At 34.6% G+C, this 13546-nt stretch carries 9 protein-coding genes; 4 read left to right on the top strand and 5 right to left on the bottom strand.

Features of this window, described 5'->3' with window-relative positions:
• Nucleotides 1–4: 4 nt before the first annotated feature.
• The 3 genes from V6246_RS08240 (at nucleotide 5) to V6246_RS08230 (ending at nucleotide 5603) form a co-directional block, all read left to right on the top strand.
• Nucleotides 5–493, top strand: a complete 489-nt coding sequence (locus V6246_RS08240) for a peptide-methionine (S)-S-oxide reductase (RefSeq protein ID WP_341559970.1) — start codon at nucleotides 5–7, stop codon at nucleotides 491–493.
• Between the two features lie 46 nt (nucleotides 494–539).
• A complete protein-coding gene (locus V6246_RS08235) occupies nucleotides 540–1763 on the top strand; it encodes a bifunctional alpha/beta hydrolase/OsmC family protein (RefSeq protein ID WP_341559969.1) in 1224 nt (407 codons plus the stop codon).
• A 135-nt stretch (nucleotides 1764–1898) separates the two neighbouring features.
• A complete protein-coding gene (locus V6246_RS08230) occupies nucleotides 1899–5603 on the top strand; it encodes a metallophosphoesterase (RefSeq protein ID WP_341559968.1) in 3705 nt (1234 codons plus the stop codon).
• A gap of 3 nt (nucleotides 5604–5606) precedes the next feature.
• Here V6246_RS08230 and V6246_RS08225 read toward each other — a convergent pair whose 3' ends face one another.
• A complete protein-coding gene (locus tag V6246_RS08225) occupies nucleotides 5607–6452 on the bottom strand; it encodes a hypothetical protein (protein WP_341559967.1) in 846 nt (281 codons plus the stop codon).
• A gap of 47 nt (nucleotides 6453–6499) precedes the next feature.
• On the opposite strand from V6246_RS08225, the gene V6246_RS08220 reads away from it, so the two are divergent.
• Nucleotides 6500–7717 carry a BaiN/RdsA family NAD(P)/FAD-dependent oxidoreductase gene (locus tag V6246_RS08220; RefSeq protein WP_341559966.1) on the top strand — a complete coding sequence of 406 codons (1218 nt, stop codon included), beginning with the start codon at nucleotides 6500–6502 and terminating at the stop codon, nucleotides 7715–7717.
• Nucleotides 7718–7828: 111 nt separating this feature from the next.
• On the opposite strand, the gene V6246_RS08215 is transcribed toward V6246_RS08220, so the two are convergent.
• The 4 genes from V6246_RS08215 to gcvP all read right to left on the bottom strand — a co-directional run bounded on the left by V6246_RS08215 (nucleotide 7829) and on the right by gcvP (nucleotide 13432).
• Nucleotides 7829–8680 (bottom strand): glycosyltransferase family 2 protein, encoded by an 852-nt coding sequence (locus V6246_RS08215; protein ID WP_341559965.1) that lies wholly within the window; start codon nucleotides 8678–8680, stop codon nucleotides 7829–7831.
• Between the two features lie 59 nt (nucleotides 8681–8739).
• Nucleotides 8740–9261 carry a methyltransferase gene (locus V6246_RS08210; protein WP_074937030.1) on the bottom strand — a complete coding sequence of 174 codons (522 nt, stop codon included), beginning with the start codon at nucleotides 9259–9261 and terminating at the stop codon, nucleotides 8740–8742.
• A gap of 2 nt (nucleotides 9262–9263) precedes the next feature.
• Complete coding sequence (locus tag V6246_RS08205) at nucleotides 9264–10322, bottom strand: 3-oxoacyl-ACP synthase III family protein (protein WP_159018462.1); 1059 nt, start codon at nucleotides 10320–10322, stop codon at nucleotides 9264–9266.
• 260 nt (nucleotides 10323–10582) lie between these two features.
• Nucleotides 10583–13432 carry an aminomethyl-transferring glycine dehydrogenase gene (gene gcvP, locus V6246_RS08200; protein WP_341559964.1) on the bottom strand — a complete coding sequence of 950 codons (2850 nt, stop codon included), beginning with the start codon at nucleotides 13430–13432 and terminating at the stop codon, nucleotides 10583–10585.
• Nucleotides 13433–13546: the final 114 nt, after the last annotated feature.

Raw genomic sequence — 13546 nt, 5'->3', positions numbered from 1 at the left:
TTAAATGAATACCTATACAAAAATAGCTTTAGGAGGTGGTTGCCATTGGTGTACCGAAGCTGTTTTTCAGGCTCTAAAAGGTGTTGAGAAAGTCGAACAAGGTTATGTGGCTTCTGTGGAGGAGAATACATCGTTTTCCGAAGCCGTAATTATTCATTTTAATGAAGCTGCTATAACCATAAGTGTGTTGATAGAAATTCATTTACATACACATAAAAGCACAAGTAATCACTCGATGCGAGATAAGTACCGATCGGCTATTTATTATTTTTCCGAAGCACAAAAAAAGGAGGCGACTGATATTTTAAATAGCTTTAAAAATACTTTTGAAGAAGAAATTATAACTGAAGTTTTACCCTTTTCGGAATTTAAAGCGTCACGCGAGGCTATTCAAAATTATTACAAAAAGAATCCTGAAAAACCGTTTTGTAAACAATTTATTAATCCGAAATTAAAGTTATTGGTAAATAAATTTTCAAAACATTTAAATTAAAATTAAGGAGTTTGATTTTCAAACGACTGATACTCAAAATAAATTCATGAAAAGTACTAAACTAAAAATTCAGAATAAAAAAGGCTTGGCATTGCAAGCACAGTTGGAGTTGCCTGCAAACCAAAAACCGAATCGTTACGCTATTTTTGCTCACTGTTTTACTTGCACAAGTTCGTTAAGTGCGGTAAAAAACATTAGTAGAGCTTTAACTAATTATGGTTTTGGAGTCCTTCGTTTTGATTTTACAGGTTTAGGAAGAAGTGAAGGTGACTTTGCCGATAGTCACTTTTCTGCCAACGTAGAAGATTTAATAGCGGTAAGTGAATATATGGCTGCTAATTATGAAGCACCATCTTTATTAGTTGGGCATTCTTTAGGTGGAGCAGCGGTGCTTTCTGCGGCGGCTAAATTAGATAATGTAAAAGCTGTAGCTACTATTGGAGCGCCATCCACGGTTGGGCATGTTACTCATTTATTCTCGCATGGTTTAGATAATGTTAAAGAAAAGGGTGAAGTTGAAGTGAATATTGGAGGACGACCTTTTAAAATTGATAATGATTTTGTTGAAGATTTTAGTAAAACAGATTTACCTTCTGTTGTTAAAAATTTACGCAAACCTTTACTAATTATGCATTCGCCAACAGATAATGTGGTGGGTATTAAAAATGCCGAAGAACTTTATCTCCAAGCGCAACATCCTAAAAGTTTTGTAACTTTAGATCATGCCGACCATTTGCTTTCAAAATCTAGCGATAGTAATTATGCTGGCAACATGATTGGAACTTGGGTACAACGTTATTTTGAACCTCAAGAAAATGATATGTTAGAGACCAACGGCGAGCAACTTGTTGGGCATTTAAACCTAACGGAAGATAATTTTACAACCAATATACAAACCAAAAATCATAGCCTAATTGCCGACGAGCCTGCTTCTGTTGGTGGTGACGATTTTGGACCATCACCTTATGAATATTTAAATGCTGGTTTAATTGCTTGTACAGCCATGACATTAAAAATGTATGCCGAACGTAAAAAATGGGATCTGCAAGAGGTTTTTGTTTACGTTACACATTCTAAAAAACATAGTGACGATTTAGGTTTAGAGCAAGAAAAACCTGGGTATTTAGACCATATCACTAAAAAAATAAAGTTAATTGGTAATTTAGATGAAAAGCAAAAAGCACGATTAAAAGAAATTTCGTCGCGTTGCCCTGTGCATAAAACTTTGGCTGGTGGTGTTGTTTTTGATACCACGTTAATCGAAGACTAAGTACCCTTAATAAAACATAGGTATATTTCATTTCTTACGCTTTCATCACAATAAAGTAAAAAGGGTTTTCTTAAGTTATATCAACGAGATTCTCTTTATAATCAATTATTTTTGCAGAAATTAATATCATTAATTATGACTAAAACTTTACGCTACATTACATTATCCCTCTCAGTGTTTTTTATTAATGCTTGCGCAACTTATAAAACTCAAATTAATGATGTTACAGATGCTAAGTTTCCTAATAAAGAAATTAGTTATTCGTTTTACTTAATAGGCGATGCCGGAAATTCACCAATAGGTTCCGAGTCTGCGGGATTAAAAGCCTTTAGAGAAGAAATTAATAAAGCTCCCGAGCAAAGCACTGTGTTGTTTTTGGGTGATAATGTTTACCCTAGAGGTTTGCCTAAAAACGGAGATAAAGGCCGTGAGTTTGCTGAATATCAATTAAAAATTCAAACTGAAGCTGTTAAAGATTTTAAAGGTGAAACTATTTTTATTCCTGGAAATCACGATTGGTATAGTAACGGATTAAAGGGGTTAAAGCGTCAAGAAAAGTATATTGAAGATGCTTTAGGAAAAAATACGTTTTTACCAGAAGATGGCTGCCCAATTGAAAAGGTGGAAATTTCTGATGAGGTTGAAATGATTGTTATTGATACCGAATGGTATTTGGCTAATTGGGATAAACACCCTACAATTAATGATGATTGCGAAATAAAAACGCGTACTCGATTTTTTGAAGAGTTAGAAAGTTTGATAAAAAAGGCTCGCGGAAAATCGACTATAATCGCCATGCATCACCCAATGTTTACTAATGGTTTGCACGGAGGTGAGTACGATTTTAAATCGCATATGCAACCGTTACCAGTTTTAGGAACTTTAAAAAATGTATTACGCGAAACTACAGGTGTGTCTCCAGAAGATCTTCAAAATAAAAGATACAACGAGCTCCAGAAGCGTGTAGTGACTTTAGCGCAAGAGAATGATAAGGTTATTTTAGTTTCTGGTCATGAGCATAATTTACAATATTTCGAAAAGTATAACTTAGCACAAATCGTAAGTGGTGCAGGTTCTAAATCTACACCAACTCATAATGTTGTCGATGCATTTTCGGCTAGTGTTCCTGGTTATGCAAGATTAGATATTTTTAAAGATGGCTCGTCGTTTGTTAGATTTTATTCAGCTGAAGAAAATAAAGTTATTTTTCAAACCGAAGTTCATGGTCCAGATAAAAAAATAGATGAGTCTGCCTTCGAAGATTCATTTGTAAAAACGAAAAAAGCATCGATTTATAGTGACGAAGAAGTTGATAAAAGTGGTTTTCATAAAGCTATTTGGGGCGATCGTTATCGTGAGTTCTATGGTACAAAAGTAGAAGCACCTGTGGTAAATTTAGATACTATGTTTGGTGGATTAACACCATCTAGAAAAGGTGGAGGGCACCAATCTAAATCACTTCAATTAAAAGATAAAACGGGCAAACGCTACGTTATGCGTGCGCTTAGAAAAAGTGCTACGGTTTATTTGCAAGCCATGGCTTTTAAAGATCAATATATCGCTGATGAGTTTGAAGATACTGTAACCGAGAGTGTTCTTTTAGATTTTTACACAGGTTCACATCCTTATGCGCCTTTTGTAACAGGAACATTGTCTGATGCTATTGATTTGTTTCATACCAATCCAACTATTTATTACGTGCCTAAGCAAAAGGCTTTAATTGGTTTTAATGATGATTTTGGTGATGAGTTGTACATGATTGAAGAGCATGTGTCTGACGGTCATGGAGATGTTTCAAGTTTTGGTTTTGCGAATAAAATTGAAAGTACCGACGATTTAATGAAAAAACTTCGAAAAGACGAAAAGTATAAAGTAGATGAAGCATCATATTTAAGAGCACGTTTGTTTGATATGGTTATTGGGGATTGGGATAGACATAGAGACCAATGGCGTTGGGCAGAATTTGAAAATAAAGAAACAGGAGAGGTTATTTATAAGCCTATTCCAAGAGATCGTGATCAGGCCTTTTCTATAATGGGTGATGGCGGATTAATGCAAGTTGCCACCAGAATTATTCCTTCATTAAAATTAATGGAAGGTTTTACTGATGATATTAGAAATATAAAAGGTTTCAACTTTAGTCCATATTCTTTAGATATGACTTTCTTAAACCAAACAAGTAAAGCACAGTGGGAGGAGCAAATTAAATTCATCCAAAATAATTTAACAGAAGCCGTTATTGATGATGCTTTTACGCATTTCCCTAAGGAAGTACAAGGTGAAACGGTTACCGAAATGAAACGAGTGCTTTTAGAGCGTATTAAAAATTTACCAACTTTTGGTATTGAGTATTACAAGTTGCTTAATGAGTGTGCGGTTGTCACCGGAACTGATAAAGATGATTTATTTGAAATTGAAAGATTACCTAACGGTGAAACAAGATTAACCGCTAGTAGAATTAAAAACGGTGAAAAGGGTATTGTAATTTTTGATAAAACATATTCTAAAGACGATACTAAAGAAATTTGGATTTATGGTTTAGATGATGAAGATAAATTTCATGCTTTTGGAGAAGGTGATCACTTAATTAAAGTGCGTTTAATTGGTGGGCAAAACAACGATACTTATAATATTGAAAACGGTAAGAAAGTTGTTTTTTACGATTATAAATCTAAGAAAAATACCATTAAGTTAAACAACGGTAAAGATAAATTAACCGATGATTACGACACGAATGTTTACGATTTCGCAAGGCTTAAAAGTAGCACCAATCAATTTGTGCCAGTTATAGGAGCGAATCCCGACGATGGTTTAAAAATTGGCTTTTTAAATACCTTAACGCACTATGGTTTTGAGAGTAACCCTTTTAGTTCTCAACACTCCTTTGGTGCATCATATTATTTTGCAACTAGTGGTTTCGATTTTGAATATACAGGCGAGTTTTCTAATGTAGTAGGGAAATGGAATTTAGGTATAAATGCTAAATTTACAAGTCCTAATTATGCTGTTAATTTCTTTGGTTACGGTAATAGTACACCAAATTTAAACATCGATAATGAGGATGCCTTTAACTTAGATTATAACCGTGTAAAGTATAGTACGCTCTCTTTTGCGCCTTCTTTAAACTGGCGAGGTAAAATGGGTGGTCATTTTAAAGTAAGCCTAAGTTACGAGGCTATAGAGGTAGAGGAGTCTACAAATCGATTTATCAATACATTTTATGTTGAGAATGGCGCTGATAACCATAAGCAATTTGCTGGTGTAGATGCCTTGTATACTTTTCAGAATAAAGATAATGAGGCCTTTCCAACCATGGGAATGCAAACAAGTTTACAAGCAGGTTATAAAACAAATATAGAAGCTTCTAGAGGTTTTGGATATTTAATTCCAGGACTTGGTTTCGATTATAAATTAATTCCTAGCGGACAATTGGTTTTAGCTACACAATTAAAAGCGCATCTTATTTTTGGTGACGATTTTGAGTTTTATCAAGCGGCAAGTTTAGGTGGAGATAATGGGTTACGAGGTTATAGAAATGAAAGGTTTTCTGGTAAAAACGCATTCTATCAAAGTACAGATTTACGTTTAAACTTAACTAAGCTTCGTACTAGTTTATTACCACTACACATTGGGGTTTATGGAGGTTTCGATTATGGTCGTGTATGGATTGATGATAATCTAGCTCTAGACAACAATACCGCCTTTAATTCTAACAGATGGAACACCTCTGTTGGTGGCGGTGTGTTTGCAAATGCTGCCAATATTATGACGTTAAATTTATCGGCCTTTAATAGTGACGATGGTTTACGTTTCGCTTTTAAAGTTGGTTTTGGTTTCTAAATATTAGTTTAAGCTAAATTCATATAAATTACCGTCGCTTCCATGTGCTTTTTCGTCGGTAATGTATAGCGTGTTATTGTCTTTAAAGCAAATACTCTCTTTTTGAGATACGCGGCCGTCAAGCGGAATTTCTATGGAAGTTCCGTTAAAAAAATCGTCACCTTTAAAGTCTGTAAATACCCATACAGATTTTGGGCTTAACAACACGATAGATTTTCCGTCGTTACTAATATCTGCCGATGTAATCCAACAATCGATATCGCTGCAAGTATTAAATGTGCCTAAAAGTTCAGCAACATGTTTTCCTTTTTCTGCAGGAACTTTATAAAGCGATGTTTTTCCAAAATCGTTTTTTACGCGGCTTTTAGTAAAGAGGTAAAAGTTGTTGTTATGATAAAAAAAAGCTTCGCAATCAAAATATAAATTTTTGTTTTTAGGAGGAAATTTTTCTTGGTTGGGATAAGAGAATGAAATACGATCGATATCAACCTTTCCTTTATCATTCAATGCCGATTTTTTAACTTTTAGAATTGCTAAATTTTTACGTTTACTATCGTTATTTCCAAAATCACCAATGTAAAGATTGCCTTCTTCATCAGAGGTTAAATCTTCCCAGTCATGGTTTTTTGCATCTATTTTTATTTCTTCTTTAATATTGCCTTTGGCTGAAACCCCGTAAAGTTTTGGCGAATTTCCGCCGTCGTTAAGCATCCAAATATAGTCTGAGTTTACTGTGGTTTCCGCTCCAGAAACTTCATCTAAAGATTTTGATAACTCCCCTAGAAATTTAATATTCTTGTTTTGGCAACCTGCACTAAAGATTAATAATGATATTATAAGTTTGTTCATCTGAGCTTTAAAATTTAAATGGTAAATTTACTGAGTTTTTTAAACTTATGAAGGAATACAATGTTATAATTATTGGAGGAGGCGCTGCGGGGTTTTTTAGTGCTATTAATATTGCGGAACAAAACCCGGATTTAAAAGTGGCTGTTTTAGAGCGCGGTAGCGAAGTGTTAACCAAGGTTAAGGTTTCTGGTGGTGGACGCTGTAATGTGACGCATGCTGAGTTTATGCCCCAGGAATTAGTAAAAAACTATCCGCGTGGCGAAAAAGAATTACGAGGTCCTTTTCATCAATTTATGACGGGAGACACCATAGAGTGGTTTGAAAATAGAGGTGTGCCTCTTAAAATTGAAGATGATGGACGTATGTTTCCTGAAAGCAATTCTTCGCAAACCATTATCGATTGTTTTTTAGGTGAAGCTGAAAAGCATGGTGTAGAGGTTTTAAAAAATCATGCTGTAAAATCAATAAAGCATTTAGAAGCTCATTATAAAATAGAAACAACACAAGGTGATTTTTCAGCTGAAAAAATTGTGATAGCAACAGGAAGTAATCCGAAAATTTGGAAACTTTTAGAAAGTCTAGGTCATACGGTTGCACAGCCTGTGCCTTCGCTGTTCACGTTTAATATTAAAGACGACCGTATTACTGATATTCCTGGTGTTGTCGCTTTAAACGTTGAGGTAACCGTTGTAGATACTAATTTGTGGAGTGAAGGTCCGTTGCTTATTACGCATTGGGGTATGAGTGCGCCTGCAATTTTAAAGTTGTCGGCCTTTGGAGCTATAGAATTAGCTAAAAGAGATTATAAGTTTGCTATTGAAGTTAATTTTATTCGTCAGGATTTTGATACTTGTTTGGATGCTTTAAAAACCTTAAAACTCGATTTAGCCAAGAAAACCGTATTTAAATCTACACAGTTCGATTTACCAAAACGCCTTTGGCATAAATTAGTTTTAGCATCTCAAATGACTGAAGATACGCGTTGGGCAGATTTGAATAAAATGCAATTAGAAGCTTTGGCTGGTCAACTTACTGCAGCTACGTTTCATGTAGACGGAAAAAGTACGTTTAAAGAGGAATTTGTAACTGCAGGTGGTGTAAATTTAAAAGAAGTAAACTTTAAAACTTTTGAAAGTAAGAAACACGAAAGCCTTTATTTTGCTGGCGAAGTTTTAAATATTGATGCTGTAACTGGTGGTTTTAATTTTCAGAATGCTTGGACAAGTGGTTTTATTGTAGCTAAAGCGATTACTGGTTTGGGTTAGAAATAACGCATTGTTTTGCGAGCGTGTATAGTTTTCGGAAAGGATGATGTGATTTCTCCTATCGTCGAAATGACGCGGATAAATTGTGTTAGCTTGGTAGATTTTGAAAACTTATTTCTTGAACTTACTCAAAATACCTTTCCAGCGTAGATTTCGAATAAACTCACCTTCTTCAACGGAAACTAAAGGTGTAATGTCTTCTTTTTTAGCTTTAAAATAGCCTGACATATAATCTTTAAATAAAGCGAAACTTCCCTTTTTGTAAGCAAGTTTTACTGCGGAAATTAAAGTAATTGTAAAACCATAACGCATTTTGTACATAGCTTCACCTTGGAGATATTTGGAAGCTTTATTATAGCTAATCCCTGTAGGTTTTAGATGTTTTACATGCAGAGATTCATCAGTTACAAGTTCCCAGCCGTAATATTTTGCAAGTAACTCATCAGCGGTATCCCAACCCATAGAAGGTTTTAATTTCCCTATTTGTAAAAAACAAGATTTTCGATAAGCTTTTAAAGCACCGCGAATATGGTCTTTATTGGTTAAGTTTTCTAAAACCCAATCGTTATTTTTTTCTATGTAGCAAAATCCAGCTGCCATACCAAGTTTGGTGTTCGTTTTAAAATGCATAGAAATTTGTTCTAAATAGTTCTTAGGAAAAATTAAATCGGCATCAAATTTACAGATGATGTCGTAATGTTCATCTAAGACTTCAAAACCTTTATAAAAGGCATTTATAATTTTAGAGCCTGGTAAATGTGCTTCGGAAGATTGATTGTTTACTAAAGTAATAAACGGATATTTTTCCGCGTAAGCGCTAACAATATTTTCTGTATTATCAGTTGAGTTATCATTAACAATTACTACGCGTTTTGGTAATAGAGTTTGGGTTACCAAAGATTCTAAAGTGAGCCCGATAGAGCTTTCTTCGTTGTGCGCAGGGATTATTATGTGGATGTTCAACCGTTTAAAATTTAAGATTCAAAGTTAAACTTATTTATTTCGATTTAGAATGGAATAACCTAAATTCTTTCAGCATAAACAATATAGTAACGCGGTGTAAATCGTCTTAAAATAGGGCGAATTCCTATTTTTTTAGGAGGGTTTGTCCATTTCTTACGATCTATAATTTTCCAACCAGCCTTCTCTAAAAGCCAATCGAATTGCCAATCTTCAAACTCGTGGTAATGACGATCTAGCATATCTGTTTTACTTCTATATGCTGAAGAAAACCATAATTTTAACGGTACACTTGCTACTAGTTTATCACCTTTAATAGCTTTTAAAGCAGTGTAAGGAGAAAGTAAATGTTCGAAAATTTCGAAAGCAGTTACAACGCTAGCTTCGGTGTTTGTAATAGTTGAGGTGTCTTCATCTAAATCTTCCCCTTTTGTATTTTCTACTGAAAAACCATGTTCTTCCATTATTTTAGTAAACGGGTTTACAACGCCTAAATCTAAAATAGTTTCGGAGTTTGAAACATGTTTTTTTAAGAACTCTATAGTATGTTTAAAACGTTTATTAGGAAAACTGTTTTCGTACATTTTTAATGTTTATAAACAATAGCATTAATATTCATACCAGCACCAACACTAGCAAAAAGAATGATATCACCTTTATTAATTTCTTGATTTTCCAATTGACCTTTTAAGATAATATCGAATAATGTAGGTACAGTAGCCACACTAGAATTCCCTAATTTAGCAATAGACATTGGCATAACACCTTCTGGCATCTCTAAATTATAGAGTTTGTAGAAGCGTTTTACAATCGCCTCGTCCATTTTCTCGTTGGCTTGGTGTATAAGTACTTTTTTTACTTCTTTTATGTCTATACCAGCTTCATCTAAACACGATTTCATGGCTAGTGGTACGTTTGTTAATGCAAATTCGTAAATTTTACGACCATACATTTTTATATAGCGACGGTCTTCTTTTATTTCAGGATTGTTGGTTTCTCCAAAATAAATGTAATGTGCTTCGTCTAAAGAATATGTAGCAGATTTATGATTGATAATACCACCTTCTTCAGTGGTAGCTTCAATAACAACAGCTCCAGCGCCATCACCATAAATCATAGAGTCACGATCGTGCGGATCTAGAATTCTAGATAACGTTTCTGCGCCAATAACTAAGCATTTTTTAGCAATACCAGCTGTAATAAAAGCATGAGCTTGTATAACACCTTGTATCCAGCCTGGGCAACCAAAAAGTAAATCGTAGGCAACACAGTTTGGGCTTTTTATGCGTAATAAATGTTTAACACGAGAGGCCATACTTGGTACGGTATCACTCTGGATGCTATCATGACGGACATCGCCATAATTATGAGCGACGATAATATAGTCTAGATCTTCTCGATTAATTTTAGCGCTTTCAATGGCTTTTTCTGCCGCGAAAGAGGCTAGGTCTGATGTGTTTAAGTGATTCTTGGCATAACGACGTTCATCGATACCTGTAATGGCCTTAAATTTCCTAACGATAACTTCGTTGGGAGCGTTTATAACGGTACCATCACTATTTAAAAATTCGTTACTGTGAAAATTTTCGTTTTTTTCAACATTATCAGGAATATAGCTTCCTGTTCCGGTGATTTTAATATTCATATGCTACTACTTCTTAATTGAAAAGGACTGCAATAAGAAGTCCTTTTTACATCTCCATTTCTTTAGAAAAACACACAGTAGTTTTAAGGCTTGCGTATTTTTTTTAGTTATATAAAACCAAAAAGTGTCATTCAATTTTGAGTTAATTCAATAACGAAAAAGACATAAAATTGCCGATATGGTTTATATATCGGCAATATAAAATCTTATTAAAAAATATATAAATTATTTTCTCTTATTTTACGATGTTCAAAGGGTGTTTATGCCTCCATATAAGCCTCTATAGGCGTACAAGAACATATTAAATTACGGTCACCGTAAGCATCATCTACACGACGAACGCTTGGCCAGAATTTGTTTTCTCTTACGTAATCTAGCGGAAATGCTGCTGTTTCGCGCGAGTAAGGAAAAATCCATTCGTCTGCCGTAATCATATCTAATGTGTGTGGTGCATTTTTTAAAACGTTGTTATCATCGTCTTTAGATACACTGTCTATTTCTCTTTTTATTGAGATCATAGCGTCACAAAAACGATCAATTTCAGCTTTGCTTTCACTTTCTGTAGGTTCAATCATTAATGTTCCTGCAACTGGAAAAGAAACTGTTGGAGCATGGAAACCATAATCCATTAAACGTTTTGCGATGTCACTAACCTCAATGCCGTTTGCTTTAAATGGGCGACAATCTACAATCATTTCGTGAGCTGCACGTCCGCGTTCTCCAGAATATAATGTATCGAAATTACCTTGTAAACGTTGTTTGATGTAATTAGCGTTTAAAATGGCGATTCTAGTCGATTCTGTTAAACCTTCTGCACCTAACATTTTAATATAACCGTAAGAAATTAAACAAGCTAAGGCAGAACCAAAAGGTGCAGCAGAAATAGCAGTAATGGCATTTTTTCCACCTGTTTTAACAACAGGGTTTCCTGGTAAAAATGGTACAAGTTGTTTGGCAACACAAATTGGACCAACACCTGGACCACCACCTCCATGAGGGATAGCAAAGGTTTTGTGTAAGTTTAAGTGACAAACATCGGCACCAATATTACCTGGATTTGTTAAACCTACTTGTGCGTTCATGTTTGCACCATCCATATAAACTTGTCCGCCGTTATCGTGAATAAGTTGTGTGATTTCCTTAATAGCCGATTCGTAAACACCATGTGTAGATGGGTAAGTAACCATTAAGCAAGATAAATTATCCTTATGTAATTCTGCTTTTTCGCGTAAATCGTCTACATCAATATTTCCATCTGCTGTAGATTTTGTTACAACCACTTTCATGCCAGCCATAACAGCACTTGCAGGGTTTGTTCCGTGTGCAGAAGATGGTATTAAACAAATGTTTCTATGATGATCGTTACGAGATTCGTGATATGCTTTTATAACCATTAAACCAGCAAATTCACCTTGGGCACCAGAATTTGGTTGTAGCGATGTTGCTGCAAAGCCAGTGATTTCGGTAAGTTGATCTTCTAGTTCTTTAATTACTGTTAAATAACCTTTGGCTTGTTTAGCAGGAACAAATGGGTGAATGTTTGCCCATTTAAAAATACTTAACGGTAACATTTCCGCGGCAGCATTAAGTTTCATAGTACAAGAACCTAAAGAAATCATAGAGTGATTTAATGATAAATCTTTACGCTCTAGTAATTTTATATAACGCATTAATTCGGTTTCTGAATGATGTGTATTGAAAATATCACTAGTTAGAAATTCCGATTGACGCTGAATAGTTTCTTCAATATTATTTGAAGATTCAATAGAAGAAATTTTAATAGTTTTTTTGTCTGCAGCCTTAGCGAAAACAGAAATTAAATAGTTTATATCTCTAATTGAAGTGGTTTCGTTTATAGAAATAGTAACTGTTTTTTTATCTGGGTAGTATAAGTTCACCTTTTTCTCGGTGGCTACTTTCTTTATTTTTTTTGCTTTCGTTTTTATTTGAAGTGTATCGAAATAAGAAGAGTTAACTTGTTTGTAACCTAATTTTTCTAACGCTCCAGCCAACATAGCGGTTTTGTTATGTACTTTGTTAGCAATATGCGTTAAGCCTTTTGGACCATGATAAACGGCATACATACTTGCCATAACAGCTAAAAGTACTTGTGCTGTACATATGTTTGATGTTGCTTTGTCTCGCTTAATATGTTGCTCGCGTGTTTGCAAAGCCATACGTAAAGCGCGGTTGCCATTAGCATCTTTAGTAACGCCAATAATACGACCTGGAAGATCACGTTTGTAAGCTTCTTTAGTGGCAAAGTAAGCCGCATGAGGACCTCCGTAGCCCATTGGGATTCCGAAACGTTGTGTAGTTCCAAGAACAACATCTGCACCAAATTTACCTGGAGCTTCTAGTTTTACTAAGCTTAAAATATCGGCAGCAACGGCTACTTTTATTCTGTTATCATTTGCTTTTGAAATAAAAGATTTGATATCGGTAATTTGACCATCTTTCCCTGGGTATTGTAAAATAGCACCAAAAAAGGCATCGGAAAAATCAAAATCTTCTTCTGCACCAACAACAAGTTCAATACCAATTGGGTTCGATCTTGTTTGTAGTAAAGACAGTGTTTGTGGTAATATGTTTTCTGAAACAAAAAACTTATTTACTCCTGCTTTCTTCTGGTCACGTTCTCTAACTGCAAATAGTAAACTCATGGCTTCAGCCGCAGCTGTACTTTCATCAAGCAAAGATGCGTTTGCAATTTCCATTCCTGTTAAATCAATAACCATGGTTTGGTAATTTAAAAGCGCTTCTAATCTACCTTGAGCAATTTCTGCTTGGTAAGGAGTGTAAGCTGTATACCAACCTGGGTTTTCTAATATGTTACGCTGAATTACTGCAGGTAAAATATTAGGATGGTAGCCTAAACCAATATAAGTTTTATAGGCTTTGTTTTTTTTAGATAACTCATGAATGTGAAGTAAATACTCATGTTCTGTCATCGGTTCGTCTAAATTTAAACCTTTTTTTAAACGAATATCATCTGGAATGGTTTCGTATATAAGCTGATCTAAAGAATCGGCACCAATGGTTGTTAACATTTTATTTTGATCATCTGCTCTAGGACCAATATGACGCAAAGCGAAAGCGTTTGTATTCATTACAGTTACAATTTGTTATAGATTTCGCAAAAATAAATAATAATTGATGTTTATTATGGAAGAAAGGAGAAAGTTTTTAACCATTTACATGTGTTATCAACAGTTTGTTTATTT

This window comes from Algibacter sp. TI.3.09, assembly GCF_038154905.1.
Classification (GTDB): Bacteria; Bacteroidota; Bacteroidia; order Flavobacteriales; family Flavobacteriaceae; genus Algibacter.
Note: the sequence above shows the minus strand (reverse complement) of the source record. Positions and strands in the feature narration are given on the sequence as shown.

What these genes read in the sequence shown, in the direction of transcription:
- V6246_RS08240 (WP_341559970.1), top strand. Translation starts at nt 5, where the DNA reads ATGAATACCTATACAAAAATAGCTTTAGGAGGTGGTTGCCATTGGTGT.
- V6246_RS08235 (WP_341559969.1), top strand. Translation starts at nt 540, where the DNA reads ATGAAAAGTACTAAACTAAAAATTCAGAATAAAAAAGGCTTGGCATTG.
- V6246_RS08230 (WP_341559968.1), top strand. Translation starts at nt 1,899, where the DNA reads ATGACTAAAACTTTACGCTACATTACATTATCCCTCTCAGTGTTTTTT.
- V6246_RS08225 (WP_341559967.1), bottom strand. Translation starts at nt 6,452, where the DNA reads ATGAACAAACTTATAATATCATTATTAATCTTTAGTGCAGGTTGCCAA.
- V6246_RS08220 (WP_341559966.1), top strand. Translation starts at nt 6,500, where the DNA reads ATGAAGGAATACAATGTTATAATTATTGGAGGAGGCGCTGCGGGGTTT.
- V6246_RS08210 (WP_074937030.1), bottom strand. Translation starts at nt 9,261, where the DNA reads ATGTACGAAAACAGTTTTCCTAATAAACGTTTTAAACATACTATAGAG.
- V6246_RS08205 (WP_159018462.1), bottom strand. Translation starts at nt 10,322, where the DNA reads ATGAATATTAAAATCACCGGAACAGGAAGCTATATTCCTGATAATGTT.
- gcvP (WP_341559964.1), bottom strand. Translation starts at nt 13,432, where the DNA reads ATGAATACAAACGCTTTCGCTTTGCGTCATATTGGTCCTAGAGCAGAT.